The sequence below is a fragment of the Rhizobium azibense genome, from assembly GCF_004342325.1.
GTDB classification, from domain to species: domain Bacteria; phylum Pseudomonadota; class Alphaproteobacteria; order Rhizobiales; family Rhizobiaceae; genus Rhizobium; species Rhizobium etli_B.
Genome location: NZ_SMBJ01000006.1, coordinates 17,481 through 36,096, shown reverse-complemented (window position 1 = coordinate 36,096; position 18,616 = coordinate 17,481). Strand labels below are relative to the sequence as shown.

Here is an 18,616-nt window from a genome sequence, read left to right as displayed (position 1 = left end):
TATTGCAGTCTAGCAAACGCCAGCTGGCGCGCGCTCATAACGGCGCTCTCGAGCGCTAAGAATCGCATACTCGCACAAAGCAATCACCTGGGCGGCGAAGATCAAAACCCGCACTTTCTATACTGCTTCTGCTTGCAAGACCGTCCCGTGCGGCTGTGCTGAAGCCTCGCTGTCATTAGACCGCGCGGCCGTGCTCACGTCCTTCATTGCCTGTGCGTGGACCCGCGCTGCAGCTTCGCGAAGCAATGTCGCGAAAAAATCAAGCGATACCCTGTCGGCGCGCAAAAGCTGCCGGATCAGCGGATCGCTCAGCATCTCTGATATGGTCATATCGCGCATAGTTGCCTCCTGATGATGATGACAATCTAGCCGCGATTGATTACAATCTAATGTAACTGCGACGGCGAAAAGATGGCCACACAGCCGCCGTTGGTCATAAGCCGCTTTCAAGAATGTGCGAACCGGCCACCCTTGCGTCGATGCCGTTTTCGAAGATGAGAATGCACGGCTGTGCAAAAAACTCTCGTCGGGCCCAGTTTGTCATCTCGATGTCACGCGTCAGCGTTAGCTAGCTCCATCAGCCACGCGCGGTGCGGCTGTGAACGAATGGAGAGGGTCATGAATAGACGCGAGTTTCTTGTCACATCGTCGGCAGCTGCAGCTCTGTTGGCCGCGCCGCGTCTTGCCGCCGCAGCAACGACGACGATCGATCTCTACAGCGGCTCCGACGCCAATATCGTCGACTTCTGGAACAACATCGTCCGTCCGGCTTTCGAAAAGGCCCATCCGGACGTTGCCTTGAAGGTCACTGACGCCGGCGACAATACCGGCTTGCGCGCCATTGCCGATCGAGCCCTGGCGGCTCTACAGACTAAGACCGATCCGCAGGCAGACATATTCGAGACCTTCGATCCGCGCCTGCCCACGGGTGGGATCGACGCCGGTCTTTGGGTCAAGTTCTCTGCAGAGAACATCGAAGGCTTCGACCGCGTCAATCCACTGAGCGTCGACAGCCAATATTCTCTTCCCTACCGCGGCTCGCAGGTTCTTCTCGCCTACGACAAGTCCAAGCTCGATCCAAAGGATGCGCCGAAAACCTGGGAACAGCTGGTATCATGGATCAAGGCCAATCCGGGCCAGTTCATCTACAATCGTCCCGACAAGGGCGGTTCAGGCGGCAATTTCGTCCGCCGCGCCATTCACGAGGCAAACGGCCGCGATCCGAAGAAATTCACGATCGACAACTTCTCGGCCGATTACGCCACCCAGACCCTGACGCCTGCCTGGGCGATCCTCAACGACCTTGCGCCGTCGCTCTATGAAAAAGGCGCCTATACGGCTGGCAACACGCAGTCGATCCAGCTTCTGGCACAGGGCGTCGTCACCATGACGCCGGTATGGTCGGACCAGGTCCTGCAGGCGATCTCGCAAGGCGTCTTGCCCGAAACGACCGGTGTCGTTCAGCTCGGCGACCTTGCCCTTTGCGGCAATTTCTCGCGCATGACGGTATTTTCGATCGGCGCGCACAAGGAGGCGGCCCTGAAGCTGGCCGCCTTCGTGCTCACAAAGGAGATGCAAGAGGCGATCATCACCGAGATCGGCGGTTTTCCAGGCATCTCCTGGGACCATATCTCCGATGAACTGCGCCAGAAATATGCCGATGTCGTCCCGGCAACCATCCCCACTTTTCCGAGTGGCGATTGGGAGCCTGCCATCAACGACGGCTGGTACCGCAGCGTCGCGCCAGGCATTGACCGTATCTAATGGGCAAGGATTTTGCGCTACCATCGCTGGCGCGCTGGCGCGCACCAGCCGCCAGGAGCGCTTCGGCAGGGCTTCTTCTCGTCGCCCTGCCGGTGCTTCTGCTGGCCTGGCTGATCGTCTACCCGATCATCGCCGCTGTCGTCGGAACGGTCTTCGTGCACCAACCGGACGGCGCTACTGTCTTTTCGCTTGCCTCCTACCGCTTTTTCTTCAGCGATACCTACAGCCTCGCCAATCTCTGGCTTACGCTCTGGACGACGCTGGTTTGCGGCGTGCTGCTTCTCGCCACGGGACTGCCGATCGCACTCTATCTTCGCTTTTCGCAGGGACGGCTGGCAGCCTATGTCCAGGGCCTGGCAATCTTTCCGATGTTCGTCCCGTCGATCATCCTCTCTTATGCTCTTATCCGCACGATTGGTCCGAACGGCACGATCGACATCCTTCTGAACGCGACCGGCCTGCCAAAGCTGCCTTCGCCATATCTGACGCCCTGGGGGCCGGTGATTGGCCTTGTCTGGGACAATCTTCCGCTCACCGTGCTGATGCTGGCGGCCGGATTGGGCAGTATCCCGAAAAGTTCGATCGAAGCTGCGCGTGATGTCGGTGCCTCTCCGCTGCGGGTCTTCATTTCGATCATCCTGCCGCGCATGGGCAATTCGTTTCTTGTCACCACCTCCTTCGCCATCCTCGGCATCTTTTCGTCCTTCACGCTGCCTTATGTGCTTGGCCCAGCTTCGCCCGAAATGATGGGTCCGTTCATGCAACGCACCTTCTCCGACCTCAACGACCCGCTGAATGCGCTGACGCAGGCGGTGATCACCTTCGGCTTCTGCCTGGGGTTCGGAATCTTCTATGTTCGATCGATCGCGAAAAACCGGGGCTGCCGATGAGCATTGGTACAGATGCGCGTGCGGCAAGAATCGATTGGGTTGGCATCTTGTTTGCGGCGCTGCTGACCCTGTTCATCGCGCTTCCGCTGATTGTTGTCGGAACCTGGGCCTTTACCGAGGTATGGCGCTATCCCTCAGTCATTCCGCAGCAGTTCGGGCTGCGCTTTTGGTCGCAGACGCTGTCGCGCTCCGATGTCTGGGAATCGCTTTTCCTCAGCCTTCGGCTGACGGCGACCGTGACGCTGCTGTCGGCTGTCATCTGCCTGCCGGCAGCTTACGCATTTGCGCGCATGACCTTTCCGGGCAGGAACATCCTGTTTCTGTCCTTTCTTGCTTCGCACGCCTTCCCGAAGTTCGGACTGCTTGTTGCGATCGCCGGCATCTTCCTGCAGCTTGGGCTGATCAGCACGTTCTGGGGTGTCGTCCTGATCCAGCTTGTCGGCACCCTTATGCTGATGATCTGGATCCCCGTCGCAGCGTTTCAAAACGTTGACCGGGCCATGGAGGAAGCGGCCCGGGATGCGGGTGCGGCACCACTGCGGGTATTCTGGTCGATCACCCTTCCGCAGGCCGCGCCGACAATCGCGGCTGCGCTTCTGCTCACCTTTGTCGGAACCTTTTACGAAACGGAAGGAGCTTGGCTGATCGGTGCTCCTGAGGTCCGAACCATGCCGGTTTTGATGATCACCTTCATCAACAATCAGATCGTCGTGCAGTATGGCGCCGTCCTCTCGGTCATGTTGTGGGTGCCGTCCTTCATCGCACTGATGTTTGCCCGCCGTGTCGTTGGAACGGGCGCCTTTGCCCGCGGCTTTGGCGCGTGACGTGCGGATCGGGCATGACCCAACGAAAGGTTTGAAATGGCACGCTTGACGATCAAAGGGGTTTCGAAGGCCTTCGGCGCTTCGTTCGCGGTGCGCGATTTCTCGCTCGATGTCGATGATGGCGAGCTCGTCTGCCTGCTCGGACCATCGGGCTCCGGCAAGTCGACGCTTCTTCGCATGATCGGCGGCTTCGAACGACCGAGTGCAGGCGCAATTCTCATCGACTCCAAGGATGTTACGACCCTTGCGCCGGAGAAGCGCCCGACAGGGATGGTGTTTCAAAGCCATGCGCTGTGGACCCATATGGACGTTTTCAACAATATTGCATTCGGGTTGAAGATACGCAGGCTGGCAAAACCCGAGATCAGGGAGCGCGTTGAAGGCGCGCTCGCACTAGTCGGCCTTTCCAACTATGCAAAGCGCATGACGACTGAACTTTCGGGCGGGCAGCAGCAGCGTGTGGCGCTGGCGCGCTCGCTCGTGCTCGAGCCGAAGATCTTGCTGCTCGACGAGCCCTTTGCCAGTCTCGACCAGCATTTGCGCGAGCGTCTGCGGGAGGAGGTGCGCGACATCCAGCAGCGCCTCGGCATCACGACCCTGTTTGTCACTCACGGGCAGGACGAGGCTCTAACGCTTGCCGACCGGATCGTCGTCATGCGGGATGGCGGCACCGAACAGATCGGCCCGCCGGACCTTATTTACCGCGAACCGAAGACCGAATTCGTGGCAGGTTTCATCGGCTCCATGAATTTCGTTCGCCTGAAGATCCGCAACGGGATCAGCAAACATCCAGACCTTTCGCTTGCAGTTCCTGTCGAAGATGGCGATCTCGTACTCGCCTTCCGTCCGGAAGCGCTTGCGCTCAGCCCGTCCAAGAAGTCAGGCGCCGGCATCGTGCATCGCAGCATCGATTTCGGCACCCACAGGATCATCGATGTCGACCTTGCGGACGGCACGCGGCTCAAGGCCATGACGTCACCGGATGTCGATTGGAAAAGGGGCTTTCTTGTGGAACCTGTAGTCACCGCTTACTTCGCCTTTCGTGACAACAAGCTCGTCCATCGGTCGGACTGCGCCGGCGAACCGCAAACCGATCGGATGCTCGGACATGTCTGACCGCAGGGGGATTGCCATCGAGACAGGTGCGCACAGGACATGGCTGAAATGGCATCGTGGTCATCGCTTCGCCGGCGACATCTCGTTCACGCGCCGGCGGATTGCCGAAGGCATGTTGCTTGGCGCCAGCGTCGAGATAGATCTCATTCGCTTTTGCGGCGCAGGTTTTGCAGTTCTTCACGATGAAACACTTGATCGAGCCACGACGGGCACGGGCCGTGTCCTGGATGCTTCGCAGGAACATCTGCGTGGCTTGCAGCTTCGCGATGATGACGGCATTCCGACAGATCACCCTGTGATGCTGATCGACGATCTCGGTCAGCTTCTTCTTGCAGGCGAATACGATGAAAATGCCGTCCTGCAGCTGGATCTCAAGGAGGCGTCGACGAATATACGCGACATCGATATCGCCGCCTTTGCCGCAGCAATATCGCCGGTCGCACGGTCTGTCGTCCTGTCTGGGGGCGATGCTGGAGCCATCGAAAGGGTTTCCCTCTCAGTACCCGACATGCCGGTCGGCTATGATCCTTGTCACGACGGAGCGATTGAGCGCTTGATCGAAAGCCGCGACTTCGCAGGTTTCGTGGAAAGAGCGCTGAAGGCATCGCCGCGCGCGCGAATGTTCTATCTCTATTACGACCTGGTGCTCTTCGCCGACGCTGCAGGCTATGACCTCATTGGTGCCTTCCATCGTGCTGGCCGTCTGGTCGATGCCTATACCATCACGGCAGCCGTTCCCGAAATCTTGCCGAAAGTTCGACGGCTTCTTGCGCTCAAAGCGGATCAAATCACGACCGACGATCCGGTCGGGCTGGAAACGCTTCTGGTCAAACACCTGTAAGCCGAGCTCAGTTAAACCCCTGGACAAGCCACGGATGGATCGCGCTGTTTGCGGCGAGAATATCGCCGTTTGCCGTAACCGGCCCGCCCGAAAAGGCCGAAACCTGCCCGCCAGCCTCTTCGACCAGAAGGACCGACGCGCCATAATCATGCAGCGAAAGGCCGTCTTCGAAGAAGCCGTCCAGCCGTCCGCATGCCACATAGGCAATCGAAAGTGCTGCTGAGCCCATCCGCCGCACACCTGCGGTATTTCCCATCAGCCGCTTGAGCGCGGTGAAATAGGTTTCCTCGCTGACGGCTTTCACTTGTCCTGGAACCGGCAGTCCAGCGCCGATCAGGACGTTTTCGATTTCGCCGTTCTCGATGCAGCGGATCGGCTCGCCGTTCAGATAAGCGCCGCCTCCGGCCTCCGCGCTGAACAGTTCATCCTGCATCGCATCATAGACGACGCCAGCCACGATGCGGCCAGCTTCGACGATCGAAATCGTCATGCCGAAATGCGGGATACCCCAAGCGTAGTTTGTCGTGCCGTCGATCGGATCGATATAGATGACAGGCGTGCTTGCCCCGGCGTCACGATTGCCGACGGCCTCCTCTCCTTTGATCGAGTAAGTCGGAAAGGCTTTCGCCACCTCATCGACGATGATTCGCTCGACCGAAACGTCGATTTCCGTCTGGTAGTCACGCGGTGCCTTCGACACGATCTCGCTCACGAGCCGCCGCTTTAGCGAGGCGCGAGCGGTTTGCCCCGCTATCAGGGCCGTATTTGCGAGAAGCATGAGGCGTTGCGAGGCCGCCGGTGACAAGCGCGTTGAGGCTGAGGAGAATGTCATGGAGAATTCTTAAAGGAGGATTGCCGACGTCGTTTGAAGCTTTCGCAGAGGCGCATGAAGTTTTTGTGACGCGGAGGCGCATGGATGCAAACAAGATTGTATTGCTGCGAACAACAATAGGCGGGACGAGGCATTCGTCCCGGCTAACAAGGTATCGTCTCAGACGCCAATCTTGCCGCCGCCGATCTTGGTCACGGCAAGTACAGACGGGCGCTCTGGCATGTCATCCTTGAAGTCCGGCCATCTGATGGACGGATCTTCGTAACAGGATGGACGGCCATGGCCGGCCCAGTCAGCACCGCCGTCGCCGGGATGTTGCACGGCGACGAAAGCGGTTTCGTCATCCGGGGCAAAAAGCGGACCACTGAGTTCGGCCCCGACCGGGACGCGGAAGAACAGGCGAGAGGCGGCGTGGGCGTCACCATCGGTGTCGACAGCCCAAAGGCCGTCAGTGCGGCCGGTGGCCTTGTTGCTATTGCCGTCCGTTGCGACCCAAAGGCGGCTGGCCGAATCGACAGTGCAGTTGTCCGGCATGCCGAACCAGCCGTTCTTCGAAGTTTCGGTCGAGAAAGTCGCACCGACTTCAGCAACCGAAGGATCCCCGCAACTTCAAAAGCACTTCCCATTTGAACGGCCCCCTGGTTTTGGAGCCATTCTAAACTTAGAGCTGGGATAATACGAAGATGCGACAGTTCCTTGCCACTCACTCGCAACCCGTCGCGGTCGGCTAAATTCAATGCCGCGTCATTTTGTGCCAGTTCTGGACATCCTTCGCCGTGATCCAGATGCGGCCATCGAAGGCGATCTCGCCATGATCGAATTTCCGGCTCGCGATAAGTTCGAGTACGCTCAGATCCTGCGGCAGCCACCGTGGGTCAGGCGCAGCCTGAACATCAGCAAGCGCATCTTTCGTCACACAGACTGCTTGATGCATGTCGTCGGCCTTCATGACGATAAGCGCTTCGTTGCCGATCAGGTTGAACGTATCCGGTAAAGCGATAAGCTGCATTTGCAAACTCCTTGGAGAAGATATCCAGCCCAAGCGCCACATGCCTGAAGCTGCAAAGCCCGCCACGCGACATGCTGCCTTGCTATCGCGGAAAAGCAGCGCCCCATTGGTAGGTCGGCATGGTTAACAAAACGTTGCCAACTCCAGCCCGTAGGGTGCCAACAGGGCCAAATTTCGTCGGCAATCTCTCTTATCCACAGCAGGATTTGCAGGGCGGGCTTGCTTTTGTCGAACGCCAAGGCTGACATATTGGAGGATGATTTCGTCGGCAAGACATGCGCGGCCTCGTCCCGTTCCGGCACATCGGCCGTTCACATGCGTCCGGTGTAAAGCGGTCCTTAATTTAGACCGAAAGAAACTTTTTAACGGGAACACGCCGACCCCATGGGATGATATCAATAAAGTCGAACTGAGAATCTAATGTTGAAATGGCCTGCACGAACGGCTCCCGCTTCGTGTCGGTGATACAACCGCGGAGCGCTGCATGGCGAATGAAAAATCCGGCCCATCACGGGCTTTCCTTGTGGCGGTGCTATTTTCCCTCAAGCGCGCTTTTCTGGGTGTCGGAGCAACGAGCTGCATTGTCAACATATTGGCGCTCACCGGCTCCTTCTTCATGCTGCAGATCTATGATCGGGTGATTCCGGGTCGAAGCCTGCCGACACTTGCCGGGCTTGCGATCATTGCAGCAACGCTCTTCATCTTCCAGGGATTGCTCGACTTTATCCGCTCGATGCTTTTGATGCGGGCCGGAGGCGCTGTCGACGAGCGTTTGGGAGGCGACGTCTACAACTCCCTGATCCTGTTGCCCTCACGGATGCGAATGCCGGGCGACGGTCTCCAGTCGATCCGCGATCTTGATACCGTGCGCGGTTTTCTCTCAGGTCCCGGGCCAACGGCGCTGTTCGATATGCCGTGGATGCTCTTTTACATCGGTCTGTGCTTTTTCTTTCACGTCTGGATCGGGGTCACGGCGCTTGCCGGTGCGGTGATGTTGATAGGCCTTACAGCACTCGCCGAGTACAAATCCCGCAAACCGGCAAAGATCGCCGCTGAGCTTGCCGCGCGGCGGCTGAATCTTGCCGAAGCGACACGGCGCAATTGCGAGGCCGTGTTGGCCATGGGGTTCGGGTCGTTGCTTGCCGCCAAATGGAGCGACGTCAACAACCAGTATCTTGCGAATCATATCTCGGCGACGACTGTGACGACCAGTCTGATGTCGATCTCAAAAGTCCTTCGGTTGATGCTGCAATCCGGCGTTCTGGCTGTCGGCGCGATCTTGGTCGTCAGGCAAGAGGCCACGCCCGGCATCATGATCGCAAGTTCCATCCTCGTCTCAAGGGCGCTGGCACCTGTGGAGCTTGCTATCGGACAATGGAAGGCCTTTGTCGCCGCCCGGCAAAGCTGGAGCAGACTGACGACCTATCTGGAACTGCTGCCGGGCGAGAAGCGACATGTCGACCTGCCTGCGCCGACCGCGAACCTGTCCGTGGAAGCGCTCCACCTTGCCGTTCCTGGTAACCGCACGATGGTGCTGCGGGCGATCTCCTTCAGGGCGCAGGCCGGAGACGCTGTCGGCGTCATCGGGCCGAGCGCATCGGGAAAATCCTCGCTTGCCCGCGCACTTGTCGGCCTTTGGAGACCAGTCGGCGGCGCGGTGCGTCTCGACAAGGCGTCCCTTGATCAGTGGGACCCGTCATCGCTTGGCCGGTCGATCGGCTATCTCCCGCAGGAAGTGTCGCTCTTTGAGGGCTCAATTGCCGAAAATATCGCTCGTTTCGACACGGATGCCCCGTCCGAGAAAGTCATCGCAGCTGCGAGAGCTGCGGGTGTCTACGAGATGATCGTGCAGCTTGCCGATGGCTTCGATACCCAGATCGGCGAAAACGGATCGATGCTTTCGGCCGGGCAGCGTCAGCGGATCGGCCTGGCGCGCGCGCTTTATGGCGATCCTTTCCTTGTCGTCCTGGATGAGCCGAACTCAAACCTCGACAGCGATGGCGAGGCAGCGCTCGCTCAGGCAATCGCAGGCGTCCGGGCACGAAAGGGCATTGCCATCGTAATTGCTCACCGACCAAGTGCATTGGCGGCAACCAATCTCGTTCTGGTACTCGCCAATGGACAGCTTCAGGCCTTCGGGGCGAAGGACGAGGTTCTCAATAAGACAACGGTTACGACGGCTCCGCGCAGTAGCACGCTGACGGTTATCGCGGGAGGCGACAGTTGATCGACAAGCGAGCTCCCATATCCGAAGCTGCAATCGGCCGCCTTACGACAATCGCGCTGGCGATGGTCCTGCTTCTGATCGGTGTGGTTGGAGGCCTTGGAGCCACGACCTACCTCTCCGGCGCGGTGATTGCGAACGGCACGCTTGTCGTCGACAGCTATGTGAAGCCCGTTCAGCATCAAAAGGGGGGTACTGTCGGGCAGATCTTCGTCAAAAACGGCGCGCTGGTTGAGGCCGGGCAGATCCTCGTGCATCTGGACGATACGCAATTGCGGGCAAACCTCGCAATCATCTCGCGGCGACTGAACGAACTGTCGGCCACCTCTGCCAGGCTGGGCGCCGAACGGGACGGCGTTGGGGAGATCGGGTTTCCCCAGAACCTGTTGCAGCAGGCGGTCGAAGCTGGAGATGGCGGCATTATCGAAGGCGAGCGCAGATTGTTCGAAGATCGCCGGACATCGCGAGCCAGCAGAAAGGCCCAGTTGCGCCAACGCATCCAGCAATTGCGGCAGGAAGCGGAGGGACTGGTTGCCCAGCAGACCGGCAAGAAAGCGGAAATGGCGCTGATCGACAAGGAGCTTGCGAGCGTCAGGCGACTGTTCGACCAAGGTATCGTGCCCGTCAACCGCCTCTATGCCCTTGAACGCGAGTCCGCGCGCCTGAAGGGCGAACTCGGCAGCCTCGTGGCAAGCGTTGCGCAGACGAACGGTAAGGTGACCGAGACGGAATTGCAGATCATTCAGATCGATGACGATCACCGCAGCGAAGTATCGGACGAACTGCGCAAGACCCAGAGCGACATCGCTGAATTCTCCGAACGAATGGTCGCCGCAAGAGACGAATTACGGCGCGTTGACATCCGGGCGCCTCAGACAGGTGTCGTCCATCAGCTTATGGTCCACTCCGCCGGCGCCGTCGTTCCGCCCGGTGAGCCGATCATGCAGATCGTGCCCGCCCGCGATACGCTGACGCCCGAAGTCCGCGTCTTACCTCAAGACATCGATCAGCTATCCATCGGCCAAGAGGTCAGGTTGAGATTTTCTGCCTTTAACCAAAGGAATACGCCCGAAATCAACGGCATCGTGCAGCAGATTGCCGCTGATCTGACGACGGATCGTGAGAGCGGCTCGACCTACTATGCGGTCCGGATTTCGGTTGATCAGAGCGAATGGAGCCGATTGGGTAGTCTTGTGCCCGTCCCCGGCATGCCAGTGGAAGCATTCGTGCAAACAGGTGCGCGTACTGCTCTTGCCTATCTGACGAAGCCTCTGACCGACCAGGTGGCACGCGCGTTCCGGGAGGACTGAGTAGTTTTGGCGGGTGCCCGAGGCATTGGCGAGGGCAAGCGCAAGTCTTGGCCGTGTCATTATGGATCATTATGGTTCGAACGCCAGATGATGGCACAGCCGCAAACGGACGGCGATATTTCCATTAGGTCTGTTGCAGGCTTTCCGTGGAGGTTGAAGCTAAAACCAATCGAAAGGTGTCAAAACCGCCTAAATCGTCGTCTACTATCGCAAGGCAGAAAACGAAGGAGAATCATGTATGGCAAGCTCGGTTACGAACGCCGTTGGTAAATCACTTTTTTATAGCGGTGCATCGAGCGCCTGGTTTTCGGCCAAAGGTTCAGGCCCTGTGTTGAATGGGACGAGCGGCAACGATTCGATCTGGGGCGACGCCTCCGTAAACGTCACCATGCAGGGCGGAACGGGTGATGACATCTATTACCTCTATTCCAGCATCAACCGCGCGGTGGAGGCCCCGAACGCCGGGGTCGATACCATCAGCACCTGGATGAGCTATACGCTTCCTGAAAACTTCGAAAACCTGACCGTCACCGGTAGCGGCCGCTACGCATTTGGCAATGCGGCCGACAATATCATCACCGGTGGATCCGGCAGTCAGACGATAGATGGTCGCGCGGGCAACGATGTCCTTATCGGAGCCGGCGGATCCGACACATTCATCTTCACGCGCGGCAACGGCAGCGACCTTATCGTCGATTTCGGTGTCGACGATACCGTCCGATTGAACAGCTACGGGCTGTCGAGCTTCGATCAGGTGGTAAACCACCTCACACAGGAGGGCGCAAACCTGCGGCTCGATCTCGGTGGCGGAGAAAGTATCGTTTTTGCGAATAAAACCGTCGCCGACCTCAGTGCGAATCAGTTCCAGCTGACGCTCGACCGGTCCGCACTCACGCTTACATTTGCCGATGAATTCAACAGCCTGTCGCTGCGCAACGGCGACCAGGGTGTCTGGGATGCCAAATTCTGGTGGGCGCCCGAAAAGGGCAGCACTCTCTCCGGCAATGGCGAACTCCAGTGGTACATCAACCCGTCCTATGCTGCGACCTCGGCCGTCAATCCCTTCTCCGTCCAGAATGGGGTACTGACCATCACAGCGGCGCCGGCCTCCGAAGCGATCCAATCGCAGATCAACGGCTATGATTATACGTCGGGCCTCTTGAACACCCACTCCTCCTTCGCCCAGACCTACGGCTACTTCGAAATGCGCGCTGATATGCCGACCGAGCAGGGTGCCTGGCCGGCTTTCTGGCTGCTGCCTGAAGATGGCTCATGGCCGCCGGAACTCGACGTCGTCGAAATGCGGGGACAGGATCCGAACACGGTCAACGTGACAGTCCACAGCAACGAGACTGGCTCGCGCACCTCGGTCTTGACGCCGGTCAAGGTTCCGAGCACCGATGGCTTCCACACCTATGGGGTCTTGTGGGACGAAGATCAGATCGTCTGGTATTTCGACGATGTCGCCATTGCCCGTGCCGATACGCCGGCCGACATGCATGATCCAATGTACATGCTGGTAAACCTGGCCGTCGGCGGCACGGCTGGGACACCGGGTGCCGGGTTCGCCGATGGAGCACAGATGAAGATAGACTACATCCATGCCTATTCGCTCGATGACGCCCCGGTCACGGCCAGCTCCCAGTCCGCCACAACCGATTGGCACATATGATCGACGCGGATCTCGGGCGACAGACCTTGTTCCAATCGCTTGGCCGGTGAACGGGTCGGCCACGTTGAGCGCCATGGCCATGGCGCTCAATCATTGGGACGCGTGTTCAGGCCATCTTATTCTTAACATATTATAAACTTGGGATATTCTACCCTGGATCGATGAAGGGGCTCCGAACATCGATTCTCTCCTGCCTATGTCTGCTTGCATTCATCGTTGAAGCAAGGTCTCTGTTTGCGGCGGATGTGTCGCCCTGGAAGAGTCCAAACACTGCGCTGGTCGTCGACGCCTATGAAATGAATGCGATCGATTGGCAGGCCTTGCTCAAGGACGAGCGCGTTGCGGCCTTTATTTCCAAGGCATCCGATGGTCTGCCTGAGAGCTTCCACTGCAAGGGAGAGCACCGCGGAGACACGTTTGCGCATTGCAAAACGATGTGGCGGAAATACGCGGTAAGCCGGGAGCTCTATACGAGCCGCCGGATGATTGCCCGACAGAACGACTTACTCTGGGGTGCCTACCATGTCGGCCGGCCGGGCAATCCGATCGACCAGGCCAATCACTTCCTGGACTATGCAACGCCGGGTACGGACGATCTGATGATCCTCGACATCGAGGGAATCGACCCCGATCGGTTCATGTCGCTCGAGGATGCGCAGATCTTTGTAGGGCACATCAGGGCCAGAACCGGACGCTATCCCATCCTTTATACCAACCACGATACGGCACGCTATATTGCCGCATATCGCCGAGACTACAGCGTACTGGCTAGGCTGCCCCTGTGGTATGCGCGTTACAAGCCGGACATCCGCAAGGTCTTCCCGCTCGGCAACTGGCAGAACTATTTTCTGTGGCAGTTTTCTTCCGCCAGCAACTGTTCAAAACGGCGTTGTCCTTATCGCGTGCCGGGCACGCTGACCGACATCGACGTGAACGTCGCAGCGATGTCCAAGGAGGAACTGCGCCGTGCCTGGCCCCAAGGCGGTCTCCTGCGCCCTGCCGAGCCCGATCCTCCATTGATCCTTGCAAAGATCGAATTCGGCTCCGTGCCGCTTGAAGCGCCGCAACTTGACCGGATTGTAACGTCTGCGATCTCGCCTGGCCGCCGCTGACGAGCACTTTTTCAATCCGTCGCCGGTGGCGTCCGATCGCACGTTCAGGGCCTGCCGAATAAAGGCGAAACACCCTCTTAACCAAACCAGCCGGAAGTGGGCGGGTCCCGGAACAGTGCTGACGTGAAATCCGTTCCCAGTTCGGGAGGTGCTGCGTAATGAAACAGGCTGCTTGGGATACTCCGATCACTCTTGAGGATCCGGAGACGGGTAATATGCGAACGGTCAGGACCGTTAGGCAAGCCAAGGTGATGCTGGATCGTTTCTGGCCGGCTTATCATGGGAGCCAGTACCGGAAAGCTGAGAAGGTTTGTGACGACGTTCTCAATGGCGGCGATGACGAGACCAAAGCCCGGCAAGCATTCATTGCTGCTGCGGTCGAAGCCCACTTCCGTTTGAGCTGACAGAAGGTTCCACGACCGTATGGGCGCCGGCAACCAAGCCGGGCTCAACTTCCGACAAGGACATCTATACTGCCATGCGCAGGCAGTCCGCGGTAGACAAGCGGCTGATGCCTGCGGCAGAACCATCGTGTGGCGCCGGTAGCCTCCTCGAAGCCATAACAGCCCCATTGCGAGCAACGGATGCCGCTTGCATCTTCATGGTCGCAGCAATGGTCCTCATGGACGTTTGCACCGGGCGCTGTCGTGTGTCCTTCAAGACTCATCCTGGCAAACCTGCCAAGGGCGATATCAATCGCGTCCATTTTCGTTGCGCGATCTCTGGAAATGCACCTCCGATCCTTTAGTTCCTTCCAGGGATCGCAAACGCGCGGCTTTCGCTACGTGACAATGAAATCTGGATGACCACGCTTGCGATAACTTGGTTGCAACCATGTGGCGGTCGTCCCCGATGGCTATCCGGCGTAAGAAAATGGTGGGCAATTCGCAGTTCGACGCCCCTCAGCCGTGCTTTTCGACGAAATTCACGCGGGAGCATTCTAATCAAAGGGCAGCGTGACAGTCCTGGGTGGATCTTCAGTATCGCGGTTCCGACCTGGATGCGACATAGATCGCGGCAGCCGCCATCAGAACTCCAGCGCCAACAACCGCAATTGTTGAAGGTCTGAAAAACACCAGCAGAATGACAAAGCTGCAAACCATAGAGATACAGGCGACAAGCTTATGACGTCGCCGGATTGCCCCTTGGCGGCGCCAATTCCGCAGCGGTTCGCCCAAGCGCGGATGGTCAAGCAGCCAGCGCTCAAAGCGCGGCGAAGAGCGGGAGAATAGAGCAGCGGCAAGGATCAGAAATGGTGTCGTCGGAAGCAGCGGCACGAAGAGACCAATAACGCCGATCGCAACGAAACCAAAGCCTAAGGCAGCAAACAGCAACCGCACGGAATGTCCTTTCATCAAGCGGCTTCAGCCATTCGCCCGCTTCAAAGCGCCGATCGCCCTGCCTTTTGTCCTATCAGAGAATAGGATTGCAGCGCGCGCGGTTCAACGTTGCGAATATCCGCCGAAAACACCAGCCGTGCAAACTCAAGGTCTAAGACTACGGTGCCTGTACGACAATCCCAAAGCTTGGATCAATCCAAGCAAGCTGATCGCGAACCATCGTCACACCGGGGACATTCTCTGCCGCGACGATTGCTGCACCGCGCTCGCGCTCGTCCAGGACCGATCCGTTGAGCGTGACGACTCCATTCTTGACGTTGGCACGAATGAGGCCATTTTTTGCCCAGGATTGAGCCGCCAGCTCTTCGGCAATCGCCGCTGAGATGGCCGCGTCGGATAGGGGTTGACCTGCTTCTACCGGCGGTTCGCGAAGCAGCGGCTTCAGAAAATCCGAGCGTGTGACAATGCCGGCGAGCTGCCCATTCGTCACCACTGGCAGGCGTTTCACCTTCGACCTTTCCATCAGATCGGCCGCTTCTCCAAGCGTGGCGTAGGGTGACACAGTCATCACCGGCGCAGACATGACCTCCTTGACCTTCCGTCCGTGCGCCCGGACATATTCCTCTGCAACCTTTCCCGGCCTTGCCAAAAGCGATAGCCACCATGAACGCTGGCGCTCGGTGTCGAGCTCGCTGCGCCGCAGAAGATCGCTATCGCTGATGAGGCCGACGAGCATGCCTTGCGGCTCGACGACCGGCAGGCCGCTGATGCGATTGGCCAACATGAGATTTGCTGCCTCAGCGACTGTCGCCGTCGATTGGATCGTAATAACCGCCGAAGTCATAATGGTGCTGACGCGCATGGCTGTCCTCCCACCTGTTGTTGGTTCCATACGGGCAGCCTAGAGGCAAGACTGATCCCCCACTTTGAGATGAATCAAGGCCGGGCCGCGCGAGGCACCATTGTTAGAACATTTTGGTTGCCCGGTCGGATGAAGGCAATTCGATCCCGGTTGAACGACCGGTAGAGACTGAAGATCGCTGGAGCCGGTCGACTTCTGCCACCACCCACGCAATCAGCGTTGCAGCGCGCCTGCGATTTTCGTCGTCGACGATCAGCGTGGCGCGGATTGCCTCTCCTTTCCAAACAACGCCATCACCTGCTGCGAGGGCAGGGGCGACCGATCGCAGGAGCGGCAAGCCGCCGGCTGCGGCAAAGATCGCGATGGCGCGCCGGCCGGTAAACAGGATGACCACGGATTACGCTCCCTTCACCATCGTTCGTGTCGCCAAGCCCAGTTCCGGTGCTAGCGTCTGCCCTAAGGACATAGATTTCGGGAATTTCCTCGAAGTGGACTGTTTGCCGCCGTAATAGGGAAGCACTGATCCGTGAGCCTCAGGAAGAGCAGTAAGAAGTACCGACAAATATCGTTAGCTGAAAAGACTGGCGGTCATGCTGGCAGAAAACAGCATGAGTACAGCGCAACTGCACCGACGCACGAGCATCGGCAGCATCTCCTGCTCGCCAATGACGAGCTTGCCGAATGCAAGCCAAAGCATCGAGGTTGCAGCGACAACAAAGGCGAGGGTCACGAGGTGCGGGATTTGCGTCGAAACGTCCGCCGCCGGGACCATGGCCAGCCCGATGATGATCGCTTTCGGATTGAGCAGCGTCGTTATCAGGACATGACGCGCCGAGACGTCGTCCGCCGAGACCGGGCCGGGAGCTGACCACAACCGAAAGGCGAGATATAAGACCCAGGCCGCAGAGGCCAGCTTGAGGGCCGCGGCGATCTGGGGATTGGAATGCACGAAGGCGCCGGCAAAGACTGCTAGCAGCACTACCACCACCAGGTAAGCGGCAACGACCGTGGCTGCAAGAACAGCGAGTTGTCTTGCTCCACGCCGACAGGCAGCGAGCGCAAGTAGTGTATTGGTCGGGCCGGGCATCGCAAGAAGCGCAAGGGCGCCGGCTGCCATCGAAAACTGGTTCATGCATTTTTCCATCAATTTCGCCGGCATTTAACCGGCAGGGAAAGGCATCCGCTTTGACGAAGGTCAAGATAACGGTTTGCCCTGCGGAACCTTTCGGCCATTTTGGGGTTGTCATGCAAGGCGTTCAAGGGTTTCTGCGACATGCCTCGGCTTATTCAATTTATCATCGTCAGAATGACCATTGGCTTCCTCATCGGGAGCCTGGTGGGCTTGGTCGTCTGGACAACAGGATTTGCCGATTCAGCCGGCTCGTTCGGCGAGCTCGGACGCTATGTGGCCCAGGGTCTCTTCATTTTCGCGTTTGGCGATACGATCGCGCTTGGATACCTCGGCACGGCGCTGCTGATGGAATCAGACTAGCCTACGACACGCCCGGAGCACCTTGATGATTTGATCTTCCTCAAAGACATCGCCATGCGTTGCTGCAATATTGATCCCGCGCCGGCATATTCGATGCCGACATGGAGCGCCCGCGGGGCGCGCCTATCTATCGAGCGGAGAGGTATCGCGATGTCTTTGAAGTTCGTTACAGTCTTCCTGCGCTCTTCCGGCGAGAACGCCTTGATCATCCTTGAAGAGGCCGGAAGCAACCAGATTGCCGTCGTCGAAAAGCAGGCGCTTCTCGACGTCGCCTCACCGCCGCGTGCGGACGAGACGCGGCTGCAGGAAAACGTCGAGCTCTTTTGCAACATCGTGCGCGCAAAGCATCGCGCTAAGGATGTTGCCTCTGACGGTCGTATCTATATTTCGGCGGGCGACGTTTGCGAGTGGAAATCGGCCCCTGGCAATCCCCATTGACCTTCGCCGTCGCTGGTCCAGCCGTTCGCCGTCACTCGCCGTCTTGGCCCGTTCCCTCTGAGGTTCCGGCCGGGATCAGCTGCAGATAAGGTTGGCGTTTGCTCGTGCGATGCCCGCTGTTGCGCGATTCTGTTGGCTGAGAAGAAATCCGCGTCGGTGGCGATGGCCAATGCGGGCGCCAGCCTCGTACGTCGTCTGCAGTGATAACGACGATTTCCTGATTGGTGGCCGGCATTTGCAGGCGATTGAGGGCGATTTCGCAGAAGGTTTCGACGTGCTCCAAAAAACGCGCCTTGGTGGAGCGCGGCGGCGAGGCGACGTTCAGTATGGCGCGGCGCGTCACCAGGACGGTTCGCCATTGTGAACCGAGCTGCAGAATGATGCATCCTGACTTCCCGTCTGCGTCTAATCCGGCTGCTACGACGCCATACTCCATGATTTTCTCTCCCTGGCAGCGCATAACTTCCGTTATCAACGCCGGACCGGCTCAATCGTTGAGGCACGATTGGCATGTTACGGCATATGGGACCGCTTGGAGCCGAGCTTCCGAAATCGGCGATCCACACTTGACACAGATGCCGAAGGTCCCGTTTTCGAGGCGCTGCAGGGCCGCGTTGATCGCGCGCACCTCTTCCAGCCCGGCACGTCCAAAGCCCTCCAGCACATCGTTATTTTCGAGCTCGACGGCACGGTCCTCATCATCGGCATCCTTTCGCCGTCCCAGATCGCTGTCGACGAGTAACAGGCGGCGGTTCAGGTCTTCCAACCGGCTCCGCAGTATCTTTTCATATTTCTCTTTTTGCATTCTGGTTCTCCAGACTCTTTCTCTACTGAACATAGTTAGGGCGATTTCAGGCGGGTCATCTTGATCTGCGTCAATATCTCGAAAA

At 58.5% G+C, this 18,616-nt stretch carries 21 protein-coding genes and 1 pseudogene; 12 read left to right on the top strand and 10 right to left on the bottom strand.

Translation table 11 applies throughout. From position 1 onward, the window contains the following. Positions 1 to 117: 117 nt before the first annotated feature. Entirely contained in the window at positions 118 to 339 is a 222-nt protein-coding gene (locus EV130_RS15965) for a hypothetical protein (RefSeq protein ID WP_074064581.1), read from the bottom strand. A gap of 279 nt (positions 340 to 618) precedes the next feature. On the opposite strand from EV130_RS15965, the gene EV130_RS15960 reads away from it, so the two are divergent. From EV130_RS15960 to EV130_RS15940, 5 genes are read left to right on the top strand one after another with little or no spacing between them, the layout of a single operon-like run. Further along, on the top strand, positions 619 to 1,764 hold the full coding sequence (locus tag EV130_RS15960) for an extracellular solute-binding protein (protein ID WP_074064582.1): 1,146 nt from the start codon (positions 619 to 621) through the stop codon (positions 1,762 to 1,764). Beyond that, positions 1,764 to 2,654, top strand: coding sequence for an ABC transporter permease (locus EV130_RS15955; RefSeq protein WP_074064583.1), 891 nt, complete (start codon positions 1,764 to 1,766; stop codon positions 2,652 to 2,654). The genes EV130_RS15960 and EV130_RS15955 overlap by 1 nt, the downstream gene beginning before the upstream one ends. After that, positions 2,651 to 3,478: an ABC transporter permease gene (locus tag EV130_RS15950; RefSeq protein ID WP_132660814.1), complete on the top strand. Its 828-nt coding sequence runs from the start codon at positions 2,651 to 2,653 to the stop codon at positions 3,476 to 3,478. The genes EV130_RS15955 and EV130_RS15950 overlap by 4 nt, the downstream gene beginning before the upstream one ends. 36 nt (positions 3,479 to 3,514) lie before the next feature. Further along, on the top strand, positions 3,515 to 4,594 hold the full coding sequence (locus EV130_RS15945; RefSeq protein ID WP_132550653.1) for an ABC transporter ATP-binding protein: 1,080 nt from the start codon (positions 3,515 to 3,517) through the stop codon (positions 4,592 to 4,594). Continuing rightward, entirely contained in the window at positions 4,587 to 5,435 is an 849-nt protein-coding gene (locus tag EV130_RS15940; protein ID WP_132660812.1) for a glycerophosphodiester phosphodiesterase, read from the top strand. Before EV130_RS15945 ends, EV130_RS15940 begins: the two co-directional genes overlap by 8 nt. 7 nt (positions 5,436 to 5,442) lie before the next feature. Here the strand turns inward: EV130_RS15940 and EV130_RS15935 are convergent, their stop codons facing one another. The 3 genes and pseudogenes from EV130_RS15935 to EV130_RS15925 form a co-directional block, all read right to left on the bottom strand. Then, positions 5,443 to 6,267, bottom strand: a complete 825-nt coding sequence (locus tag EV130_RS15935) for an inositol monophosphatase family protein (RefSeq protein WP_074064587.1) — start codon at positions 6,265 to 6,267, stop codon at positions 5,443 to 5,445. A gap of 159 nt (positions 6,268 to 6,426) precedes the next feature. Then, a pseudogene (locus tag EV130_RS15930) lies at positions 6,427 to 6,901 on the bottom strand (alkaline phosphatase PhoX); the annotation flags it as partial. Positions 6,902 to 7,000: 99 nt separating this feature from the next. Continuing rightward, positions 7,001 to 7,276 (bottom strand): hypothetical protein, encoded by a 276-nt coding sequence (locus tag EV130_RS15925; RefSeq protein ID WP_074064588.1) that lies wholly within the window; start codon positions 7,274 to 7,276, stop codon positions 7,001 to 7,003. Positions 7,277 to 7,760: 484 nt separating this feature from the next. Between EV130_RS15925 and EV130_RS15920 the strand changes: the two genes are divergently transcribed. The 5 genes from EV130_RS15920 to EV130_RS15900 all read left to right on the top strand — a co-directional run bounded on the left by EV130_RS15920 (position 7,761) and on the right by EV130_RS15900 (position 13,998). Beyond that, complete coding sequence (locus EV130_RS15920; RefSeq protein ID WP_074064589.1) at positions 7,761 to 9,503, top strand: type I secretion system permease/ATPase; 1,743 nt, start codon at positions 7,761 to 7,763, stop codon at positions 9,501 to 9,503. Beyond that, positions 9,500 to 10,810, top strand: a complete 1,311-nt coding sequence (locus EV130_RS15915) for an HlyD family type I secretion periplasmic adaptor subunit (protein WP_132550649.1) — start codon at positions 9,500 to 9,502, stop codon at positions 10,808 to 10,810. Before EV130_RS15920 ends, EV130_RS15915 begins: the two co-directional genes overlap by 4 nt. Positions 10,811 to 11,048: 238 nt before the next feature. Next, entirely contained in the window at positions 11,049 to 12,482 is a 1,434-nt protein-coding gene (gene eglC, locus EV130_RS15910) for an endo-1,3-1,4-beta-glycanase EglC (RefSeq protein ID WP_132550647.1), read from the top strand. 161 nt (positions 12,483 to 12,643) lie between these two features. Further along, positions 12,644 to 13,594, top strand: a complete 951-nt coding sequence (locus EV130_RS15905; RefSeq protein ID WP_132550645.1) for a glycoside hydrolase family 25 protein — start codon at positions 12,644 to 12,646, stop codon at positions 13,592 to 13,594. 158 nt (positions 13,595 to 13,752) lie between these two features. Further along, positions 13,753 to 13,998 carry a DUF982 domain-containing protein gene (locus tag EV130_RS15900; protein ID WP_132550643.1) on the top strand — a complete coding sequence of 82 codons (246 nt, stop codon included), beginning with the start codon at positions 13,753 to 13,755 and terminating at the stop codon, positions 13,996 to 13,998. Between the two features lie 573 nt (positions 13,999 to 14,571). On the opposite strand, the gene EV130_RS15890 is transcribed toward EV130_RS15900, so the two are convergent. The 4 genes from EV130_RS15890 to EV130_RS15875 all read right to left on the bottom strand — a co-directional run bounded on the left by EV130_RS15890 (position 14,572) and on the right by EV130_RS15875 (position 16,928). Then, positions 14,572 to 14,949 carry a YbaN family protein gene (locus EV130_RS15890; RefSeq protein ID WP_132660808.1) on the bottom strand — a complete coding sequence of 126 codons (378 nt, stop codon included), beginning with the start codon at positions 14,947 to 14,949 and terminating at the stop codon, positions 14,572 to 14,574. 142 nt (positions 14,950 to 15,091) lie between these two features. Further along, entirely contained in the window at positions 15,092 to 15,796 is a 705-nt protein-coding gene (locus tag EV130_RS15885) for a CBS domain-containing protein (protein ID WP_132550637.1), read from the bottom strand. Between the two features lie 103 nt (positions 15,797 to 15,899). Further along, entirely contained in the window at positions 15,900 to 16,190 is a 291-nt protein-coding gene (locus EV130_RS15880; RefSeq protein WP_132550635.1) for a hypothetical protein, read from the bottom strand. A 174-nt stretch (positions 16,191 to 16,364) separates the two neighbouring features. Next, positions 16,365 to 16,928: a threonine transporter RhtB gene (locus EV130_RS15875; RefSeq protein ID WP_132550633.1), complete on the bottom strand. Its 564-nt coding sequence runs from the start codon at positions 16,926 to 16,928 to the stop codon at positions 16,365 to 16,367. A gap of 174 nt (positions 16,929 to 17,102) precedes the next feature. Here EV130_RS15875 and EV130_RS15870 point away from each other — a divergent pair, with 174 nt between their 5' ends. Both EV130_RS15870 and EV130_RS15865 read left to right on the top strand, forming a co-directional pair. Next, a complete protein-coding gene (locus EV130_RS15870) occupies positions 17,103 to 17,288 on the top strand; it encodes a hypothetical protein (protein WP_245520062.1) in 186 nt (61 codons plus the stop codon). Between the two features lie 150 nt (positions 17,289 to 17,438). Further along, a complete protein-coding gene (locus tag EV130_RS15865; RefSeq protein WP_132550629.1) occupies positions 17,439 to 17,726 on the top strand; it encodes a hypothetical protein in 288 nt (95 codons plus the stop codon). Between the two features lie 31 nt (positions 17,727 to 17,757). Here EV130_RS15865 and EV130_RS32905 read toward each other — a convergent pair whose 3' ends face one another. Next, positions 17,758 to 18,069 carry a hypothetical protein gene (locus EV130_RS32905; RefSeq protein ID WP_207900886.1) on the bottom strand — a complete coding sequence of 104 codons (312 nt, stop codon included), beginning with the start codon at positions 18,067 to 18,069 and terminating at the stop codon, positions 17,758 to 17,760. A gap of 144 nt (positions 18,070 to 18,213) precedes the next feature. Next, positions 18,214 to 18,531, bottom strand: coding sequence for a TraR/DksA family transcriptional regulator (locus tag EV130_RS15855; protein ID WP_132550627.1), 318 nt, complete (start codon positions 18,529 to 18,531; stop codon positions 18,214 to 18,216). Positions 18,532 to 18,616: the final 85 nt, after the last annotated feature.